This is a genomic window from Lysinibacillus sp. ACHW1.5 (assembly GCF_022014815.1).
Taxonomy (GTDB): domain Bacteria; phylum Bacillota; class Bacilli; order Bacillales_A; family Planococcaceae; genus Lysinibacillus; species Lysinibacillus capsici.
The window spans coordinates 2,499,968-2,519,086 of sequence record NZ_CP091777.1; the positions used below are offsets into that span (position 1 = coordinate 2,499,968).

Sequence of the window (19,119 nt, forward strand, 5' to 3'; positions counted from 1 at the left end):
TTTCTTGTAAATTTAGTTAAATTATACATTTATTTATTGTTTTAATCAATGTTTCTATTGATTTCCTATACATTACAATTTAATGTACAAATTAGCACAAATTATCAAAAAACCCTTCCCATTAAACGGTACCATTGAGTTAAGAAAGGATGATGGTATGGATTATTTTGAAAGAATTCAAAACGCCATAGAGTTTATTGAGAAAAACCTACATGAAAAGTTAACGATTACAGATATTTCTTCTCAGTCTTACTTTTCAGCATTTCATTTCCAACGACTTTTCCAAGCCATTACAGGTTTTTCTGTGCAGCAGTATATTCGCAACAGGAGACTTTCTGAAGCAGCTTCCTTATTAGCAACAACAAAGCAGAATATACTTGAGATTGCAATCAACTTTCAATATGGTTCTCAGGAGGCATTTACACGGGCATTTGTTCAGTATTTTGGTGTCACACCTGCTAAATACCGAAAAGGAGCCAACTCCATACCATTTCAAACCAAAATAAACTTTTTGGATTATAAACTGGAAGGAGAGCTCCCTATGCAGCGACCGGAAATACTTCACTTATCTAAAAAACGTATTACAGGCTATGAATACAAAACGTCCTTACAAGACGAACAGTACTATGCAGAAATACCTGGCTTTTATTTGGATTTTGGTCAGCAGCATTATTATGAGCGAATTTCACATAAGGTAGCCCCTAATATGGCGTATGGCATTTCTACAAACTTTCAGGAGAATGGTCAATTTTCCTTTATTGTAGGAGAGGAAGTCGAAACATTTGAGGAGCGAATAGAGATAGGCTTCACCCACCTTGAAATTCCTGCTGGTAAATATGCGGAGTTTACATTGAATAGCACTACGGAAGGAATTCAAAATACAAGACGTTTCATTTACGGCGTATGGTTGCCGAATTCTAATTATGAGCGCGATACGGGTCCTGATTTTGAAATAACCGATGTCATGCAATCGATCTATCCACAGGAGATGAAAATGAAAATCTACATTCCCATTAAAGAATAATAAAGGAGCAAGGTCGATGATTATTGAGAAAGTATTTAAGCAGTTCCCTACCCTACATTCAGCTACTTTACAATTTAAAAAAATTGAAGACTCACATATACAAGAGCTATTTGCTATTTATGATAATGACAAGGTATTTGAGTATTGTGGCATCATCCCAAAACATAACCTTCAAACTGTTCAAAAAATGATTGGCCATTTTGAACGTGATTATACGAAGAAAAGCAGGATTAAATGGGGGATCTTCGAAATATCACAGCGTGAAAAACTAGTAGGGATTATCGAAGCGATGGACTTTAATCAAAAAGTAGATATGGTAACAATCGGTTACTATTTAGCTGAAGCATCCTGGGGAAAAGGCATTGCATCAGAGGCAGTTGCAACAATCGTAAAATTTTTATTGGAAGAGGTAAATGTTAATCGAATACAGGCAGAAGTCATGCCTTTAAATGAACCCTCGAAAAAGATTTTGTTAAAAAATGGATTTTCAAAAGAAGGTCTTTTGAGACAAGCTTCATTATGGTCTGGTAAGGGTGTTGTTGATTTAGAGATATACGGCTTATTGAAAGGCGATTACAGTTTGAAAGACTAAACTCTACTAATGAGTTTAGTCTTTTCTTATATTGTACAGATAAATGGACATTTTACCATCTCCTAAAGGGCTCTTTAACATAGACTAGAAATAGATGACTCATGCTAGCATGACATTGTAATCATAAAGGAGCGTTTTAGAAATGGATGGAAACAGATATTTAACACGAATGAATTGGGAATTTAACAATTATCATAAATTTTCTAAATGCTATTGTGAATCAAAGAATGTTTACTTTGGTCACTCTCCCAGCGTAGATCATCCTATTATTGAGGAAGATTCTTATAAAATAAAATATTATAATAGTCCCCAATTTGAAAAAAAATATCAGAAACAAAATCAAATTGAAAAGCATTGTCAAAGCTGTATTTGTAGTCACTTAGAATGTTTTGAACCAGGGTCTTTAGTAGATGTATACCTTTCAGATGGCAGCCAATTTCTAGGAATATACTTTATTTATCTTATTCCGCAAAGCTGCTGCGGGTACTTCCTTCAAATCGATGATATGACACGGCCTGTCATTATGGACTGTCAAAACATTGATGCAATACGTAAAACTTGTTGAGGTAGTTGATACTTTGGCTTTTCTCTTTTTATTATTAAAATAGGCTGGTTAATTGCTATACAAGCATAACCAGCCATTCGACTACCCCTCGTTTATCCATTGAATTAGTTGTTCATTAAAAAATACAGGCTCTTCAAACATAGGATTATGACCACTTTTTTCAAAAATGACTTTCTTTACATAGGGAATATGATCTACTGCATCCCATAATGAAATAGGGGCTACTAAATAATCATACCTGCCTAGACCTAAAAAAATTGGCTTGTTAACTTGTAGCATTTGTTGTAAAAGGTTCTGCTCCGCAAAAGCTACTCCCCATAGATAATCAATAATTTCCATATTCGGATGAACGTTAACCCACATAGAGGTAGCATTGAACATAAAATCATAAAAACTATGCGCCCCCATACGAATACACATATGAACAAAGCGTCGTTCAGGCTCCTTCTTTAGATCCTGCTCCAATAAGGCTATTTCGTGCGCAAATTGATGATTACGCTCCATACTTGCATGTGCCTCAAAATAAGATAAGCTTTGTTGCTGTCTTTTTTGACTATTCGATGTTGCTGTATTTAAGAGTACGAGTTTTTGAACATGCTGGGGATAAGCTTTGGCATACGCCATTGCCATAAATGCATGTCCTGAATGTCCTAACACTATTAAATTATCTAGCTGTAGGATTTGTCTCGCATACTCCATATCCTTCACTATTTTGTCCAATGTATAATCTTCTTGCGTAAATGCTTGAGCTGGCTTACCAAAACCTCGATGATCTAAAAAAATCACCTGGAAATGTTGATAAAAGTCTTCTGAGAACAGACGTGGATAATAAACACTACTCCCCACCACTAAAATTGGTTGGCCTTGCCCCTTTATACAATAGTTTAATTCAAATCCATCACACATAAGTTTTTGATATGTCATTATCTTCATCCTCTTTTCTATTTTTGTATCATCACTCCCTTCCCTCTTGATTTTCCCGTGTTTTTTCCATTGAACGCTCTAGCATTCTATCACCCCAGTAGATGTTATTATTTACATTAACAATAGCATTCCGATAGATTCCTAGCAATGAAGGATCGTGTATACTGAATAAAAGGAGAATGTCTATGAGGGAAGATCTAATAAAGCGTTTGCGGTTATTTTTATTTAATGAGAAGCATCAAACGTTAGTGGGTAAACCTGCAAGTCAAAGGGAAATCATAGAGGCACAGCAACAACTTCATGTACAATTTCACAGCGACTATGTAGCGTTCATTGAAACGTTTGGTGGGGCATATGCAGGTATAGCAATCCATGCTTTTTCTAACGGCTCAAGTCTAGGAAACGAAACCGTTGTCAATTTAACACTGGATTTCCGTCAACAATATAAAGAGTTCCTATCTCCAAATGTTTTAGAAACGAGCTATGTTATTTCAATGGATGGTGGGGGTAATCCCATTTTCATCGATCCATCAGGCCATGTTTTTATTTGCGATCATGATTGTGGAGAAATTAAGCGAATAGCTGATTCATTTGAGTTGCTGATAGAAGATTGTTTTTATGAATGGTAAGTTACTTATAGTAAAGAAGAGGTTAAATATAATGGACAAACAATTAGAACACATACTTACATTAAGAAAAAACGGACAGCTTGAGGAAGCAAATCAATGTATGGTGGCACTGGTCAAGGAACAGCCTCAAAATGCTTATTATCAATTTCAATGTGCTTGGACATTTGATTCTTTAGGGCAGGAAAAAGAGGCTGTTCCGCACTACGAAGAAGCGATAAAGTTGGGGCTAGAAGCAGAAGTTTTAGTGGATGCCTATCTTGGTTTAGGAAGCACCTATCGGACTATAGGACAATACGAGCAAGCAAAACGGATCTTTGAACAAGCCATTCAAGAGTTCCCCAAGGCTGAGCAAATCAAGGTCTTCTATGCCATGACACTCTATAATCTTGGCGAACATGCAAAATCAATGGAAACATTATTGAACACGATATTACGCACAGCCAATCATCAAGGCATTCAAGATTATAAAAAAGCTATTCACTACTACAGTGATAAGCTAGATCAAACATGGTTATAAAAAACAGGCCCTATTTAGAGCCTGTTTTTAGCATTATTATATGGAAGTTTGCTTTTTGAATGTAGAAGATAACGCCATAATCAAGAATGTAAGTATACCGCTAAAGAAAAATAAATAGCTCAATGGAATTAAAAAGAAGTTTTTCTCCACTATCGTACCATCTGCTAGTATCTCATCTCCTATAAGGCCTTTTATAAATAAACATACGATCCCCATGATCATCGGAATTGTGGCAAGTAAATATTTCCCCATTATTTCTTCCTCCATTTGTTAAATCCTTGTTGTAATTGATGATAGCGTTATTTTTATTGCAAGTCAATTATTTTTTATCGAAAAACAATAAATAGTTATTGATTAACACTCCCACCTAAAAGAACAAACGTTCCCTCCTCTTTTAATTTGTTGTACGTGATTTATTATGTTTTTTGAGTAAATTTTGTGCGAGTTAGTATAAATAATTATATAAATTAATGTCGGATAATCTGTTATAATGGGCTATAAAAAACAGCTACTTTATTAAAAGTAACCGTTTTTCCATAAAATCATATTGATTGAGAAGCTTGTTGTATGAGGGCAGCGACCATTTTATCCATCTGAGCAAAGCGATCATCCTGCGTTTGTCCTTGAACATAGCGATAATAGATTTGCTGACAAATAACGGCTAATTTAAAATAAGCAAATGTACAGTAATAATGAATAGCTGACACATCTCGCCCACTTTTCTCTGCATAACGATCAATAAATTGCTGTCGGGTATAAAAGCCTGGTAATACAGTTACTGGTGGTTCACCAAGTGCATATAATAGCATCTTCGGGTCATCCGCTTGCATCCAATAACTCATTGCTACACCAACATCAGCAAGTGGGTCCCCTACTGTTGCCATCTCCCAATCAAAAAGGCCAATCATTTCGGTATAGTCCTCGGAGAACATTGCATTATTCAATTTATAATCGTAATGAATAATGGTTGCCTCATGATTGGACGGAAGATTGTTTTTTAACCACTCTGTTAACATCGCTACCTCTGCATGTTCTGCTGTTTTCGCATTTTCATAACGCTCAATCCAGCCATATACTTGTCTTTCAAGAAATCCGTCAGGCTTCACGATATCCTTTAGCGGAGTGTCCTGATAAGGAATAGCATGTAATGCAACTAAAGAATCAACCATCAGTTCGGACAATTGACGTGCTAGCTCCTCTGTTGGTTCTGTGCCTTTTGGAAAATGTGTATCAAGGACGATTCCTTTTTTGCGCTCCATTAAAAAGAAATCACTCCCGATAATGTCTCGATCCTCTACATAGACATATGGTTTTGGAACCGATGGTAAAAATGGATGCAGTGCCGATAAAATCGTAAATTCCCGCTTCATATCATGCGCTTTTTTGGCAACTGGTCCAAGCGGAGGACGACGTAGAACAGCTTCAAAATCAGCTATTTTTAAACAATACGTCAAATTGGAATGCCCTGCACTAAATTGTGCTATTTCAAGCTTCCCCTGTGGAAGCTCAGTGAAATAACTCTCTAAAAAGGCATGTAGTTTATCAACATCCAAACGTTCACTTGACCTTACTTGCATCGTATCCATTCTATCTCCCTCCTTAAATAATGGAGCTCATGCCCCCATCTACTACAATGACATCCCCAGTTACATAGTCCGAAGCTGGTGCTGCTAAAAATAAAGCTACGCCCTTCAAATCATTTTCGGAGCCTAAGCGTTTCAACGGTGTAACACCCATCAAATAGTCTTGTCCACGTTCGATTAAGACATTGGACATTTTCGTAGGAAAAAAACCTGGTGCAATAGCGTTGACATTGACTCCATGTGGCCCCCATTTGACGGCTAAATCCTTCGTTAAAGTAATGACAGCCCCTTTACTCGCGTTATAGGCAATCGTATCCATAAAGGCTGGTAGCGTCCCACCTAGTCCAGCAATAGAAGCAATATTAATGATTTTGCCGCTTTTCTGCTCTAGCATAATTTTGCCAACGGCTTGGCTGAATAAAAATGTCCCGTTGACATTGACATCAAATACTTTTTGCCAGGCTTCGTAGGGCATATCAATGGCAGGTGTTCCCCATGATGCGCCACTGTTATTGACTAAAATATCAATTCTACCAAATGTTGTAATCGTTTGGGCTACCACATTGGCAATATCCTCAGGCTTTGTGACATCACAGGCTAGAGCTAATGCTTGAACACCAAGCTTTTCGAGCTCAGCGGCAACCTCCTCACATGCCTCCACCTTTCGTGAGCATAAGACCACATTGGCTCCAGCCTCTGCAAATCCTTGAGCAATTTGCGCACCGAGTCCACGTCCTCCACCTGTCACAATCGCTGTTTTACCTTTTAAGCTAAATAACTCCAGGACCGTCATTTCACCAGCTCCTCTTGTTTGTTGGCATGCTTTTTCAATTCTAGTTTAGCAATGGTATTACGATGCACCTCATCTGGTCCATCCGCTAAACGTAATGTACGAGAATTAGCCCATTGTGCAGCAAGCGTTGTATCGGGACCTACCCCAGCAGCACCAAATGCTTGGATAGCTCGATCAATGACTCTGAGTGCCATATTTGGAGCAACTACCTTAATCATAGCAATTTCAGCTTTTGCCTCTTTGTTGCCTACTGTGTCCATCATATAAGCAGCCTTCAATGTTAAAAGTCTTGCTTGCTCAATATCCATCCGAGATTCTGCAATGCGCTCCCGCATTACCCCTTGATCTGCTAGTGGTCGATGAAATGCCTGCCGCGCTTGTACACGCACACACATTTCCTCTAATGCACGCTCTGCGGCACCAATAAGACGCATACAATGATGAATTCTACCTGGTCCTAGTCTGCCTTGCGCAATGGCAAAGCCTTTACCTTCACCCCATAAAATATTTTCCACCGGTACACGCACATTGGTAAATGTAACCTCACCATGTCCTTCTGGCGCATGGTCGTAGCCAAAAGCCGTTAGCATACGCTCCACTTTTACTCCTGGTGTATCCATCGGTACAAGAATCATAGACTGCTGCTCATGGATAGGAGCCGTTGTATCTTTATGCTTGCCCATAAAAATAGCCACCCTACAGCGAGGATCCCCAGCACCAGTTGTCCACCATTTATGGCCATTTAAAATGTATTCATCTCCATCGCGTTCAATGCTTGCCTCAATATTTGTAGCATCACTGGATGCTACGGCTGGCTCCGTCATCGCAAAGCAGGACCGTATTTCACCTCGTAATAATGGTTCTAGCCACTGTTTTTTTTGCTGTGCCGTTCCATAGCGTACAAGTACTTCCATATTGCCTGTGTCAGGTGCATTACAGTTAAACACCTCGGGGGCCAGAAGTGAACGGCCCATGATTTCACATAAAGGTGCATATTCTAAGTTGGTTAAACCTGCCCCATATTCACTATCTGGTAAAAATAAATTCCACAAACCTGCCTGTTGCGCCTTCTGCTTCAGCTCCTCCATAATCGGTGGAATCGCTCCCCAACGATCCTCCATTGCCTCAACCTGTGCAGCATAAACGGCCTCATTTGGATAAATGTATTGCGCCATAAAATTCTTCAGCTTGTCCTGTAACTTCTCAACTTTTTCACTATAGGAAAAATTCATTAGAAGATACCCCCTTTGCTTGAACTTCGCAAAATGAATGAATGTTCATTTTCATTCTTACAATAAATGTTACCGCTATTTTTCTAGTAAAGCAATGTTCTATTTTTGAATTTTCTAATAAAAGAGAAAATTCATTACTATGGACTTACATCATTTATTTTCAAAAAACTGTACTATATCCTTCAGTAATTGTCGGATGGCTAATGGTAAATGACGGTTTTTTAAGTACACTAGATAGACATTGCGACTTAAATTCAGACCCTCTATTTCTTTTTTTACAATCGTTTTAGCAGTCGGTCCTTGCAAGTAATTTTCAGGTAATATGGTCACTCCTAAATGTTCTCGTACAAGCGATACAGCGGTTTCAAAACGCTCAATTTCAAATTGAATATTGATGTTTTTACCAGCCTGTTCAAATGACGTTAAGATATCTCGTCTTGTTTGAAAGCCCTCGGTACTAATAATAAATGGTTCTTCACAAATATCTGAGATGGTTAAAGTATCCTTTTGGGCTAACGGATGATGTAAAGGTAATACTGCGACCAACCGTTCTTCATATAAAGTTTGAACTTCCAACTCTGGATCATCCATTAGCTGATTGGTGATGATTAAATGAGTTTTATAGCTTTTCAAGGATTTTTTCACCCGCTTACTACCTAAAATATCGACTAAATGAATTTTCATGTGAGGATAGTCTTTTTTATAGTTGGCGATTACCTTTGGCAGCCAATGCTTAATAGATTCCATGACACCAATGGTGATGTCTCTCGTGCCATGAACAATCACTTCATCCATTTCGATTTTTAGCACTTCCATATTTTTTACAATAACTTTTGCTCGTTCAAAAAGTAACTCTCCAGCTTCTGTTAATTGCAGATTTCTAGTATTTCTCTCTAATAAAGGGGAGCCAATCTCTTGTTCTAATTTTTTGATCGCATTACTTAAGGAAGGCTGCGAAATATGCAGTCTTTCTGCGGCTTTTGAGAAATTCATCTGTTCTGAAACAGCGATAAAATAGTGTAATTGTTTAATGTCCACCTATAGATACCTCCCAGATTTATAGTTAAAAGCTATAGATTAATATTAATTATATATTAGTAATTATAATTATGTGAATATATAATGAATTACAACAATACTTTTTCTACAATAATATTCACAATGGGGTTGATAAGTTTATGTACACAATGACAGATCAAAAACAATGGAAAGGCCGAATAGATTCAACGACAAATACAAGCAGCTTTCGTTTACATCAACAAGTAAAAAGAGTTGCGATTAATGATGTAAGCGCTTCAGATAAGAAAAATGCTGCTCTCGTTGGCTTTATCTGCGATGAAGGGGTACGTCGAAACCAAGGCCGTGTAGGGGCAGCAAATGGTCCAAACGCCCTACGAGAAGGCTTAGCCAGTTTACCGTGGACATTTGAAGACGATCAGCAAATTATTGATGTTGGCAATATCGTTTGTCTAAATCATGCTTTAGAGGAAGCCCAACGTGAGCTTGGTGAAGTCGTAGCAACAGTACTACAAAAAAACTTATCATGTGTGGTGCTAGGTGGCGGGCATGAAACGCTGTATGGCCATTATTTAGGCGTTCGTTCTGCTCTACCAAAGGAAGCTAAAATCGGCATCATCAATATCGATGCTCACTTTGATTTACGACCATATGATGAACAACCTTCGTCAGGTACGATGTTCCGTCAAATTTTAGAGCAGGATCCACACGCTGACTATTTTGTTGTTGGTATTCAACGCTACGGCAATACAAGAGAACTTTTCGAAAAAGCTGATGAATTAAACGTGGAGTATGTTTATGAGGATCAAATGACGGTAGCCTACCAACAACAATTAACGGATGCATTACAACATTTTATGGATAAGCATGATTATATTCTTTTAACATTATGTATGGATGTATTGAATGCAGCATTTGCTCCAGGTGTAAGTGCTCCATCACCGTTTGGGCTTGACCCATCGACTGTGCGCTCCATTTTGCAACAAGTCACTTCACACCCTCACACCCATTCATTTGATATTTGTGAGGTCAATCCGTTATTAGATGAAAACGGACGTACAGTGAAATTAGGTGCCTATTTTGTATATGAGGCACTGAACAACTTACTTAGGGGGCAAGGTTCATGATCGAAATTAATCAAATTACAACGGTATTCCTAGCTGTTGCACTCTTTGCATTAGGTAGCTTTCTTATCAATAAAATAGTCTTTTTAAAGCGTTTCTGTATCCCAGCACCAGTGGTTGGTGGTTTATTGTTCGCTGCTCTTGCTACCATCTTAAAAACAACGGGTATTTTAGAAATATCACTTGATACTTCTTTACAAAGCTTATTTATGATTACTTTCTTTACGACAATTGGCTTAGGTGCAAGCTTTAAACTTGTAAAGCTCGGTGGTAAATTACTGATTATCTACTGGCTAGCATGTGGCTTCCTAGCGTTAATGCAAAATGTCATTGGGGTATCTCTGGCCTCACTTATGGGGATCCATCCTTTAATCGGTATGATGGCGGGTGCCGTTTCTATGGAGGGTGGTCATGGCGCTGCAGCTGCATTTGGCCAAACCTTAGAAGATTTAGGGATTTCTTCAGCTATGACAATTGGTGCTGCTGCCGCAACATGTGGTCTAGTTGCTGGTGGCTTAATTGGTGGTCCAATTGTCAAATATTTAGTAGGTAAATATAATTTAACACCAGATGAACAAGAATCGGAAGAAGTCCAATATGAAAATAAACATGAGCAAATTACATCGGATTCGTTCTTTACACAAGTCTTATTAATTACTTTCTGTATGGCGGTTGGTACGTACGTCGGCACACTATTCTCAGAAGCAACAGGTTTCGTTCTACCTGGCTATGTAGGAGCAATGTTTGTGGCTGTATTAATGCGCAATATTATGGATAAATTCAAACCTGAAGCCATTAATATGAAAAGCATCTCATTAATTGGAGATGTCACATTAGGTGTATTCCTTTCCATGGCTCTCATGAGTATTAAATTATGGGAAATTGCTGATTTGGCACTACCATTATTCATCATTGTTTTTGCGCAAGTATTCTTTATTGTTGTATTTAGTATTTTTGTGTTATTTAAATTACTTGGCAAAAACTACGATGCTGCTGTTATGGTAGCAGGTTTTGCAGGACATGGTCTAGGCGCAACACCAAATGCCATGGCCAATATGTCAGCCGTTGTGCAACGCTTCGGTCCTTCTAAAAAAGCCTTTCTTGTCGTACCGATTGTCGGCGCATTTTTAATTGACGTATTTGGGATTCCTATTATTATTACGACTATCAATTTATTTAAATAAAAAAGAGCTTTGCATTCGTTCTGAGTAGACGATTGCAAAGCTTTTCTATTATTGTAATATCTCACTTACTGTAACAAATTCATAGCCTTGTTTTTGTAAATAATGAATAACATTTTCTAAACCATTGGCTGTCGTTTGATGGATATCGTGCATTAGAATAATACTCCCATCTTTTACAGAGGCTTTGACATACGCTAAAATTTTATCTGGATTGTGATGTTTCCAATCCAGTGTATCAATCGACCACAAAATCGAGGGGATTGTCATGACAGAACGTACTTGGTCATTGGTCGCCCCATAGGGTGGTCGGAAAACAGTTGGATACTGCCCGATGGCTGCATAAATAGCATTACTTGTGCCATTGACTTCTTGTTTAACGCCTGCTATTGATAAGGTCGTTAATTTTTTATGGCTCAAGGTATGGTTTCCGATTTCATGCCCTGCTTCATAGACTTGTTTAACGATTGCAGCATTTCTTGACACATTTTTACCTACCATAAAGAATGTAGCCTTGGCATCGTATTTCTTTAACGTTGCCAAAATTTGTGGTGTCACCTTAGCATCTGGCCCATCATCAAATGTTAAGGCTACCCGTTTTTTTGCGCCTTTCGCTACTGGCACACCTTTATTATAAACTTTATTATCTATTAACTGAATATCGGCTAGCTCAGAAGCTTTGACATACCCTTTTTGGTCGCCTGCTTCTACATAAGCCCAACCAGCAAGTGTTATGTAATACTGGACAGTTGTTTTATTGGGAAGTGTACCAAGAACTTCTCCGTTTGGACTAGCTGTTAAACGTAATTCAGCACCAGCAACAGCATTAATTTTTTTCTTCGTTGGAGCTGGTTTTTTTAATGCGTTTGTCGCTACATATCCTATCTCCTCGCCATATTGAACGAAAGACCAACCACCAGGTGCTGTGCCATATACATAAATTATTCGTCCTTCATAGAGCTGTCCTACATGCTGGGCATGTTGACTTGGGGCTGTAAATAATGTTGTACCGCCCTTTTGAATGACTAGGTATCCCTCAGACTTCAACTTGACTAAAGCATCAGATGTGACATAGCCCTCCTGCTCTGGCGTTTGAATATGTGTCCAACCTTTACTTACTTTTGTTACTGAAACAAAGTTACCTTTCGAAAGTTCCCCGATCTCCGCACTATTCGTAGAAGCTTCTTCAAAAATAACCGTATCTTTGACTACCTTGTGAATCACCACTGACCCTTCAGCATTTACTGAAAGTTGCCCTGCCAAGATGCACATCATAAACGTCAAAACGATGGCAAAGGGTAAAAATTTTTTCATTGTTCTACACCGCCCTTAGATGTCTTCCATGTCTGTTTGCTAAAAAATTGCTAAGATTTAACTTTTATTATAGAGTAAACAACCCTGCCATAAAATAGTAATAATCAACTAGATTCCCTTTTACGATGCTGCTAAAATTCATATTTTAGTAAATACTTATACATTCCTCCTTCCCTTTTTACTGAGAAACTATGCATAGGTTATGATAATTAAATGATGGTGGCTTATTTTGTAGATTTTTTGTTAGCTCCTTTTTCTCATGCTGCTAAACGACCTACGGACTTAGGTGAGTGACCTTCTCCTTACTGGGAGAGGGCTCTCACCTCTTTGAGCAGGTTCGCCACCTTTTGGAGATGGCTCCCCTCTCTTTTTGAACTGCTCCCTCACTTTTAGCAGCAGCTCTCCCCGTATTTGATGGTTCCTATAAAAAGCTGGTTATCCACCACCGAACCTCAGCTATATAATTCCCCTTTCTATTAAGACGTTAGGAACCATGAAAAAGTTGAGGTTTTTTCATTATTTTTCCTGCTATAAAGCTTCGAAGGCCGTTAGGGCATCTTCAATATGTGGGGGTGGGTTCCATATATAGCTAGGAGCATTGGTTGTAATGAATAAAAAAGATTTCCCTTCTTTCTCGATTATGGTCGCCAGACACAGTCCTGCTTCCGGGGTATAGCCTGTTTTTCCCCCTATTATCGGACTGTCTAGACCCGGTAATTTTGTAAATAATGAGTTTGTGATGATTAATTGATTGGGAACATAGGTTGTGTAGTTTTTTGAGGTAAATATTTGATAAAAGGTAGGATTTTCCAATGCATATCGCAGAAGCTTGCTGATATCCCGCACGGTGGATACATGTGCCTCATCATGTAGGCCACTGGTATTAACAAAATATGTGTCATGCATGCCTAATTCTTGCGCCTTGTTATTCATCAACGTGACAAATTTGTCCTCACTGCCAGCGACAGCATCTGCAAGTGTTCCTGTTGCATCAGCACCTGAGGCAAGGAGTGTACCATACAATAAATCCTCCATCGTGACAAAATCTCCTGCTTGAAAGCCTGCCATCGAAGCATTTTGTGCCGTATAGTTCGCAATCGTTTGGGGCTCTACAATGGTTTGTGTTTGTAAATTATCTGTCATCTCTATGGCAACGATGGCTGTCATGATCTTTGTTAAAGATGCAGGATAAATAATAGCATCCGCATTTTTTTCGTATAATACATCGCCCTGTTCATTGAGTAACAAAGCATTTTGACTATGTAATGATGGCAGTTCTAGATGCGTGAATTCATATGTTTTGCTTGTATAATAAAATAAGAAAACCATGATACAAATACAGCCTACTAACATCCATTTTTTCATAAAAAACGCCTCCTACACATTATAAGAGGCGGCATTTCTGAATATTCCTTGAGAAAAATGGGATACGCTCAAATATTTTCACAGGTAAAAATCATCATCGAAATTTGAACTAATTCTTGTAATCTCTTTATTTGTTAATTTGAACATTACATCTTGAGAAACCTCTAACTTGAGCGTCTCTTCTTTGCTTAGACTTGCATAGACGCCGCGTAAAATACGACCAGTTAAGCCATGCGAGACAATAATCACTTTTGAAAGTGGTTGAATCGTTTCAAGCAAAGCAGTTAATCTGCTTACAACAGCTTCATAGGTTTCCCCATCTGGTGCACGAAAATACCAATTGAAGGCATCTGTGTTCGTTAACAAGGCAGGCCATTGTTGCTGTATTTCCGCCATGGTTAATCCAGCCCATTGTCCCACAGCAACCTCTGTTAAACGTGGATCCTGCCTCACCTTGTTGCTGTCATAGCCCAGTGTTTCACAAAGTATGGCTGTGCTTTGCATGGCTCTTCCCATTGGACTTGATAGGATGGTCCATTCATCTGCATCGCCAATGAGTGATTTCAGCATGCGCGCATTTTGCTGAACCTGCTCCCGACCACGCTCAGTGAGTGGTGAATCAAGCTGTCCTTGATATCTCCCTTGTGTATTATAATTTGTCTCACCATGGCGAAGTAAGTAGATCATTTGCTCCATTTTATATCCCCCATTCTGCTCCCCTTATTAAAGTAAAATTGCTGTTAAACTAACACCAGCACATAAACAAAGCTAAGAAACAAGCATAAAGGACTATACCATTTTGAATCATTTTGAGCAAATGTGGAATGCTTAATCGTTTTAAAAATACCAACATACTTAAAATCACCAATTGCTCGTAGCAAAAATACTAGCGCACAAACGATACTTCCTACTTTTGAAAAAATAGAGGCTTGAAAAAATGGCATGAAGCCTCCTTGAACAAGGATGATACCACTTGCTAGCATCAACAGCATTGCAACAAAGAGCGTTCCCCATTTTCTAGGCGTAAAAACGGCTTGTTGGCTGCCTTCTTTCATAGGAATAACAGCTTCTGTACCCCATCGACCACCAAAGGCCCAATAAATATGTAGGATACTAATGAGCCCTAATAGTCCCACTGCGACAATTGATAAAATAAACATGTTCTACCTCCTCTTCATTTACATACGCTACCGTATGTTCTAGCGTTAAATATAGTCCCTCAAAGCCCATGTTAGCTCCGAGAGACCTTCTTACTGTATTAACAGCTTAATCATTTTTTCGAGATCGAAATGAGGATTGGCTTCAAATCGTGTCATCCAGCCTATATAGGTTAAATAAGCTAATCTTGCACGATCAGTGGATTCGTCTATGCTGATACCACTTTTTTGATAGAGTGTCGCCACACAGGCTATTCGCTGCTCCTCTATTTGAACGATACGCTTTGCGACATCTGAATCATATTTGGCCCAAGCATAAATGCCTATCTCCATCTTTTTATTTTTGTGAAAACTTATCCGTAAAAGCTGCTCTAGAGTAGCATCGACTTGCTCCATATTTTGAATAATGGCCTTTGTTGCATGGTTTTCCCAATAGTCTAGCATGGCATCTAATAGTTGTTGACGATCACGAAAATAATGATAAAAGCTACCTTTACTAATGTTTAATGATCGAGCAAGTGCTTCAATACGTACTTTATGAATCCCCGCTTCTGTTAATTGCTCTAGACCCGCTCTAATCCAATCCTCTTTCGTTACTTGCATAATTGCCCTCCAAAAAATACGTTAGCGTATGTTTTGTCTTATATTACCACTTTATACATCACTCATCAACTTTTATCGTTTTTATGGCGTACATTAATATGATTATTCACTGTAACATGAACTGTTACTAGTCGTGGTAAAATACATGCACACACTAAAATAAACACTAATAGCTTTTTCATGAATTTACTCCTTGTCTTAAAAAGTATTGTCAAACAACTTTTCTGCAATGCCCTGTAAAATATCCTGCTCCTCAAATGTCATGAGTTCTTCTCTCGAGATTGTTGCCTGTTGAATCAATCGGTTTGATTGGATCGTCACTAGTTTCTCAAACAAGTTTCGAATATAACGACCATTCGAGAAATTAGGGATGGTTTCAATCGGCATATGACGTAGCTGTGTTTTCATATGTTGGGCAAATGCTTCGCCAAATTGATAATCGTTCGTTTGACAAAGCATCGCAAAAATATCATAGAGTTCATCCGTGCTAAAATTATCAAATTGTACAAAATGATTAAAGCGAGATTTAAAGCCTGGATTAGATTGTAAAAAATCTTCTATTAGCTCTGTATAGCCCGCAACAATAATTACCAAGTCATCACGTAGATCCTCCATTGCCTTTAATAAACTATCAATAGCTTCCTTCCCAAATGCATCCTGTTTATCATTCATTAATGAATAGGCTTCATCAATAAAAAGTACCCCGCCTTTTGCTTTGTTAACGACTTCCTGAACCTTTAATGCTGTTTGTCCAACATAGCCAGCGACTAAACCTGCACGATCTGTTTCCACAAAATGCCCACTTGAAAGGACGCCAAGATGCTTGTAGATTTGGCCAATAATGCGTGCCACTGTTGTTTTACCAGTGCCTGGATTGCCCGAGAAGACAAGATGATACGTAATAGGAAAGCTTGTTAAACCATGATCCACACGCAGACTTTGAATTTTAATAAAGTTTATTAAATTATGTAATTCCTTCTTTGCATTCGGAAGACCTACAAGACTATCTAATTGTTTTTGTAGCTTGGCAATCTCTTGCTCGACTTCAGGTGTAATGCGTAACCGCTCATCGTTGATAAATTCACCACTATAGATAATTTTGCCTTCTTCATTATAATAATCGCCTCGTCCATGTTTTTTGCCTTGAACGAGGTCACCAATATAGGTAGCTTGCCCATTGGCATAATAGAGCGTTCCTTGCCCTGTCATCATATCCTCTTTAAATTGCCCTTCCGCTTCTAAAATTCCATCCCTAGAATATACTTTGCCTTTACCATGCTTTAGGTCCTCAAAGAAATGACCTTCATAGTAGAGATTAGTTACACCACGTGCAAGCTCCTCAGCTGTTGGTGATTCCGTAGGGTAATATAGCTTCCCAGCCCCTTGCATATGATGCCAAATAAAATCACCCTCATATTGTAAAAATCCATTTGGATAGTACTGCTTGCCTTTTCCCTTTTTCATGCCATGGACAAAGTCACCCTCATACTGCGGTTGATTTAAATGTGGATACTGTGCTCGTAGTGTTTGATAAGGGCTAATTACTTCTTCTTCATAATATAAAACACCATAACCATCCATTAAGTCATTGCGAAAATGACCTTCATAATGGATATGACCATCCTTATATAAAATGCCATGACCCTGTTTTTTATTTTGTATGAATTCACCCTGATAAATGAGTTGTCCTTTCAAATACATAATGCCATTGCCTTGCTTCATATGATTGACGAATTCACCCTCGAATAATAATTCTCCCTCTTGATCAAATAGCGAGCCTTTGCCGTCATAAATATCGTGACCGAAATCATTCTTCTTGACGCCACCTCGATACATAATGATTCCACTTGGGTAAAATAGTTCTTTCTCTTCATGATTATGTGTCATTTAATTGCCTTCCTTCATCATTTCAGTATATGCTCAATTATAGCGTGGAAAAGAATACATATGTGTGAATTTTTAGAATTTAAGGAGACAAGCATGAAAAAAAGATACAAACTACTTCTAGGCATTTTACTACCACTACTTATTCTGTATATCTCGACAATGCTGTTAACACGAGACACTGATTTTACAACAGAGGTAACAGAACGTCTCGAAATGGAGGAAATTCATGAGATTGAAATTATTCGTTCCTCAGATGAAAAAACAGTAACGATTACTGATGCAGCAGAAATCAATCAAATGATGCAGCCATTCAAGGACCTACCTTTAAAAAAGGTGTGGTTTTCGAATTCTGATTCTCATGAAGCATACTGGCTAACACTCTCAATTAATGACAACAGGGAAATTGGCTTGCGTTTAGATGATGACCAGCATTTATTCGTGTATTTATATGAGGAAAATTACATGAAAGATTATAAGCTCACTAAGGATATCGATACGACATTTATCAAACAATTGTTTCAGTAAACGTAAAAACCCGTGCATGTACACACGGGTTTTTATATGTAACGATAATTTTGCTGCATAGCTTGTAAGGTCTCAATAATCTCTTCTCTCAGTTCAATTGGCTCTAATACCTCCATATCGGCTCCTTGACTTAACAACCACTCTTTCACGCCATATTCTAACACTTCTGCCTCAAAAACATATTCATGATTGTTTTGTGAAACTAGGTGGGCTGTTGGGAAACGACTGTAGACTATTTGAGGAGAACGGCCTTTATAGAGAAGACGGATATGAGTAAGGTCATTAGTGTCCTCTACTTGTAATGGATGTACAGATGGAAATTCAAAATGGATAGTCATTTCACGAAAATGCTGAATACGATCCATTCTGTAAACAGTTGGGGTGTCTTGATTATCGCCTATTAAATAAAAATAATGTGTTGAAAAGATAACAGCGAGCGGCTTTAAAATTTTTGCAGTTGGAATCGCTTCACCCTCCTGTAAATAATCAATTGTAATGACCTTTCTCTTTTGAATGGCTGTTGAAATTCCCCATATCAAGGACAATAATGACTTGTTTTGATGGAGATCTTCATATACAATTTTTTCATTTAATAACAGTTGATCGTCTGCTACACGTGAGAGAAGTTGATTAACGATCTCACCGATATCCGATTTTACGAGAGCTTTTGAGGCAATCAGTATTTTAACGATGACTAGTACCTGTTCTTTAGATAAACGATTGTTTTTTGTATGCATTAATTTATACACTTTTTCTGTACGTACATATTGTAAATGGTAATCTAGCTTAGCCTTTTCCAGATACGTACGAATTTCATCGATATCCCGTTGTATGGTTTTTTCACCAACCTGATGTGTCAATGCTTCTTGCTTCTTGTTGATTCCTTGGCCATCCATCAATCGATCAAACATCGATAGTAGGCGATAGCCTTTGCCTTGTTGTGAATCTACCATATATCCCACTCTTTCTTCTATCATGCCCAGCTTGCAGTACATTGGCCATAAATAGCCCTTCTACTGATTGCGTCCAGATTTTTTGCGAGTTGCTCAAAAAGCTTCTCTTCAAAATCTGTGACCTCCACTTGGGC

The 19,119-nt window shown here is 38.2% G+C and carries 21 protein-coding genes; 8 read left to right on the forward strand and 13 right to left on the reverse strand.

The features are described from left to right. Positions 1–157 precede the first annotated feature (157 nt). The 3 genes from L6W14_RS12450 to L6W14_RS12460 all read left to right on the forward strand — a co-directional run bounded on the left by L6W14_RS12450 (position 158) and on the right by L6W14_RS12460 (position 2,181). On the forward strand, positions 158–1,024 hold the full coding sequence (locus L6W14_RS12450) for an AraC family transcriptional regulator (protein WP_193767316.1): 867 nt from the start codon (positions 158–160) through the stop codon (positions 1,022–1,024). Positions 1,025–1,040: 16 nt separating this feature from the next. Then, positions 1,041–1,616 (forward strand): GNAT family N-acetyltransferase, encoded by a 576-nt coding sequence (locus tag L6W14_RS12455; protein ID WP_237898121.1) that lies wholly within the window; start codon positions 1,041–1,043, stop codon positions 1,614–1,616. A 142-nt stretch (positions 1,617–1,758) separates the two neighbouring features. After that, the gene (locus L6W14_RS12460; protein ID WP_237898122.1) at positions 1,759–2,181 is read left to right on the forward strand and encodes a hypothetical protein; all 423 of its coding nucleotides are present in this window, start codon (positions 1,759–1,761) and stop codon (positions 2,179–2,181) included. Positions 2,182–2,262: 81 nt separating this feature from the next. Here L6W14_RS12460 and L6W14_RS12465 read toward each other — a convergent pair whose 3' ends face one another. After that, positions 2,263–3,105 carry an alpha/beta fold hydrolase gene (locus tag L6W14_RS12465; protein ID WP_237898123.1) on the reverse strand — a complete coding sequence of 281 codons (843 nt, stop codon included), beginning with the start codon at positions 3,103–3,105 and terminating at the stop codon, positions 2,263–2,265. Positions 3,106–3,290: 185 nt separating this feature from the next. Here L6W14_RS12465 and L6W14_RS12470 point away from each other — a divergent pair, with 185 nt between their 5' ends. Further along, positions 3,291–3,734, forward strand: a complete 444-nt coding sequence (locus L6W14_RS12470; RefSeq protein WP_237898124.1) for an SMI1/KNR4 family protein — start codon at positions 3,291–3,293, stop codon at positions 3,732–3,734. A gap of 31 nt (positions 3,735–3,765) precedes the next feature. Continuing rightward, positions 3,766–4,251, forward strand: a complete 486-nt coding sequence (locus L6W14_RS12475; RefSeq protein ID WP_131520050.1) for a tetratricopeptide repeat protein — start codon at positions 3,766–3,768, stop codon at positions 4,249–4,251. Positions 4,252–4,287: 36 nt separating this feature from the next. Here L6W14_RS12475 and L6W14_RS12480 read toward each other — a convergent pair whose 3' ends face one another. The 5 genes from L6W14_RS12480 to L6W14_RS12500 form a co-directional block, all read right to left on the reverse strand. After that, the gene (locus L6W14_RS12480) at positions 4,288–4,503 is read right to left on the reverse strand and encodes a DUF3955 domain-containing protein (RefSeq protein WP_048392534.1); all 216 of its coding nucleotides are present in this window, start codon (positions 4,501–4,503) and stop codon (positions 4,288–4,290) included. Positions 4,504–4,793: 290 nt separating this feature from the next. Then, complete coding sequence (locus L6W14_RS12485; RefSeq protein ID WP_237898125.1) at positions 4,794–5,837, reverse strand: phosphotransferase family protein; 1,044 nt, start codon at positions 5,835–5,837, stop codon at positions 4,794–4,796. A gap of 13 nt (positions 5,838–5,850) precedes the next feature. Then, positions 5,851–6,627: an SDR family oxidoreductase gene (locus L6W14_RS12490; protein ID WP_131520049.1), complete on the reverse strand. Its 777-nt coding sequence runs from the start codon at positions 6,625–6,627 to the stop codon at positions 5,851–5,853. Then, positions 6,624–7,859: an acyl-CoA dehydrogenase family protein gene (locus L6W14_RS12495; protein ID WP_054550382.1), complete on the reverse strand. Its 1,236-nt coding sequence runs from the start codon at positions 7,857–7,859 to the stop codon at positions 6,624–6,626. Before L6W14_RS12495 ends, L6W14_RS12490 begins: the two co-directional genes overlap by 4 nt. 150 nt (positions 7,860–8,009) lie before the next feature. Beyond that, a complete protein-coding gene (locus L6W14_RS12500; RefSeq protein ID WP_048392528.1) occupies positions 8,010–8,897 on the reverse strand; it encodes a LysR family transcriptional regulator in 888 nt (295 codons plus the stop codon). A 140-nt stretch (positions 8,898–9,037) separates the two neighbouring features. Between L6W14_RS12500 and hutG the strand changes: the two genes are divergently transcribed. Together hutG and gltS are read left to right on the forward strand one after the other, a co-directional pair. Beyond that, on the forward strand, positions 9,038–10,003 hold the full coding sequence (gene hutG, locus L6W14_RS12505) for a formimidoylglutamase (RefSeq protein WP_237898126.1): 966 nt from the start codon (positions 9,038–9,040) through the stop codon (positions 10,001–10,003). Beyond that, the gene (gene gltS, locus L6W14_RS12510; RefSeq protein WP_237898127.1) at positions 10,000–11,184 is read left to right on the forward strand and encodes a sodium/glutamate symporter; all 1,185 of its coding nucleotides are present in this window, start codon (positions 10,000–10,002) and stop codon (positions 11,182–11,184) included. Before hutG ends, gltS begins: the two co-directional genes overlap by 4 nt. A gap of 48 nt (positions 11,185–11,232) precedes the next feature. Here gltS and L6W14_RS12515 read toward each other — a convergent pair whose 3' ends face one another. The 6 genes from L6W14_RS12515 to L6W14_RS12540 form a co-directional block, all read right to left on the reverse strand. Further along, complete coding sequence (locus L6W14_RS12515; RefSeq protein ID WP_131520046.1) at positions 11,233–12,495, reverse strand: polysaccharide deacetylase family protein; 1,263 nt, start codon at positions 12,493–12,495, stop codon at positions 11,233–11,235. A 528-nt stretch (positions 12,496–13,023) separates the two neighbouring features. Continuing rightward, positions 13,024–13,860 (reverse strand): D-alanyl-D-alanine carboxypeptidase family protein, encoded by an 837-nt coding sequence (locus L6W14_RS12520; RefSeq protein WP_131520045.1) that lies wholly within the window; start codon positions 13,858–13,860, stop codon positions 13,024–13,026. 78 nt (positions 13,861–13,938) lie between these two features. Next, on the reverse strand, positions 13,939–14,556 hold the full coding sequence (locus tag L6W14_RS12525) for a histidine phosphatase family protein (RefSeq protein ID WP_131520044.1): 618 nt from the start codon (positions 14,554–14,556) through the stop codon (positions 13,939–13,941). A gap of 44 nt (positions 14,557–14,600) precedes the next feature. Next, entirely contained in the window at positions 14,601–15,020 is a 420-nt protein-coding gene (locus L6W14_RS12530) for a DUF3995 domain-containing protein (RefSeq protein WP_054550386.1), read from the reverse strand. 90 nt (positions 15,021–15,110) lie between these two features. Then, the gene (locus tag L6W14_RS12535; protein ID WP_131520043.1) at positions 15,111–15,620 is read right to left on the reverse strand and encodes a TetR/AcrR family transcriptional regulator; all 510 of its coding nucleotides are present in this window, start codon (positions 15,618–15,620) and stop codon (positions 15,111–15,113) included. 198 nt (positions 15,621–15,818) lie between these two features. After that, the gene (locus tag L6W14_RS12540) at positions 15,819–17,507 is read right to left on the reverse strand and encodes an AAA family ATPase (protein WP_237898128.1); all 1,689 of its coding nucleotides are present in this window, start codon (positions 17,505–17,507) and stop codon (positions 15,819–15,821) included. A gap of 93 nt (positions 17,508–17,600) precedes the next feature. Between L6W14_RS12540 and L6W14_RS12545 the strand changes: the two genes are divergently transcribed. Continuing rightward, positions 17,601–18,032, forward strand: coding sequence for a hypothetical protein (locus tag L6W14_RS12545; protein ID WP_131520041.1), 432 nt, complete (start codon positions 17,601–17,603; stop codon positions 18,030–18,032). 32 nt (positions 18,033–18,064) lie between these two features. Here the strand turns inward: L6W14_RS12545 and L6W14_RS12550 are convergent, their stop codons facing one another. Beyond that, positions 18,065–18,985: a helix-turn-helix transcriptional regulator gene (locus L6W14_RS12550; RefSeq protein WP_237898129.1), complete on the reverse strand. Its 921-nt coding sequence runs from the start codon at positions 18,983–18,985 to the stop codon at positions 18,065–18,067. Positions 18,986–19,119 lie beyond the last annotated feature (134 nt).

What these genes read in the sequence shown, in the direction of transcription:
- L6W14_RS12530 (WP_054550386.1), bottom strand. Translation starts at nt 15,020, where the DNA reads ATGTTTATTTTATCAATTGTCGCAGTGGGACTATTAGGGCTCATTAGT.
- L6W14_RS12550 (WP_237898129.1), bottom strand. Translation starts at nt 18,985, where the DNA reads ATGGTAGATTCACAACAAGGCAAAGGCTATCGCCTACTATCGATGTTT.
- L6W14_RS12495 (WP_054550382.1), bottom strand. Translation starts at nt 7,859, where the DNA reads ATGAATTTTTCCTATAGTGAAAAAGTTGAGAAGTTACAGGACAAGCTG.
- hutG (WP_237898126.1), top strand. Translation starts at nt 9,038, where the DNA reads ATGTACACAATGACAGATCAAAAACAATGGAAAGGCCGAATAGATTCA.
- L6W14_RS12520 (WP_131520045.1), bottom strand. Translation starts at nt 13,860, where the DNA reads ATGAAAAAATGGATGTTAGTAGGCTGTATTTGTATCATGGTTTTCTTA.
- L6W14_RS12485 (WP_237898125.1), bottom strand. Translation starts at nt 5,837, where the DNA reads ATGGATACGATGCAAGTAAGGTCAAGTGAACGTTTGGATGTTGATAAA.
- L6W14_RS12465 (WP_237898123.1), bottom strand. Translation starts at nt 3,105, where the DNA reads ATGACATATCAAAAACTTATGTGTGATGGATTTGAATTAAACTATTGT.
- L6W14_RS12490 (WP_131520049.1), bottom strand. Translation starts at nt 6,627, where the DNA reads ATGACGGTCCTGGAGTTATTTAGCTTAAAAGGTAAAACAGCGATTGTG.
- L6W14_RS12450 (WP_193767316.1), top strand. Translation starts at nt 158, where the DNA reads ATGGATTATTTTGAAAGAATTCAAAACGCCATAGAGTTTATTGAGAAA.
- L6W14_RS12535 (WP_131520043.1), bottom strand. Translation starts at nt 15,620, where the DNA reads ATGCAAGTAACGAAAGAGGATTGGATTAGAGCGGGTCTAGAGCAATTA.
- gltS (WP_237898127.1), top strand. Translation starts at nt 10,000, where the DNA reads ATGATCGAAATTAATCAAATTACAACGGTATTCCTAGCTGTTGCACTC.
- L6W14_RS12515 (WP_131520046.1), bottom strand. Translation starts at nt 12,495, where the DNA reads ATGAAAAAATTTTTACCCTTTGCCATCGTTTTGACGTTTATGATGTGC.
- L6W14_RS12455 (WP_237898121.1), top strand. Translation starts at nt 1,041, where the DNA reads ATGATTATTGAGAAAGTATTTAAGCAGTTCCCTACCCTACATTCAGCT.
- L6W14_RS12525 (WP_131520044.1), bottom strand. Translation starts at nt 14,556, where the DNA reads ATGGAGCAAATGATCTACTTACTTCGCCATGGTGAGACAAATTATAAT.
- L6W14_RS12480 (WP_048392534.1), bottom strand. Translation starts at nt 4,503, where the DNA reads ATGGGGAAATATTTACTTGCCACAATTCCGATGATCATGGGGATCGTA.
- L6W14_RS12475 (WP_131520050.1), top strand. Translation starts at nt 3,766, where the DNA reads ATGGACAAACAATTAGAACACATACTTACATTAAGAAAAAACGGACAG.
- L6W14_RS12540 (WP_237898128.1), bottom strand. Translation starts at nt 17,507, where the DNA reads ATGACACATAATCATGAAGAGAAAGAACTATTTTACCCAAGTGGAATC.
- L6W14_RS12460 (WP_237898122.1), top strand. Translation starts at nt 1,759, where the DNA reads ATGGATGGAAACAGATATTTAACACGAATGAATTGGGAATTTAACAAT.
- L6W14_RS12470 (WP_237898124.1), top strand. Translation starts at nt 3,291, where the DNA reads ATGAGGGAAGATCTAATAAAGCGTTTGCGGTTATTTTTATTTAATGAG.
- L6W14_RS12545 (WP_131520041.1), top strand. Translation starts at nt 17,601, where the DNA reads ATGAAAAAAAGATACAAACTACTTCTAGGCATTTTACTACCACTACTT.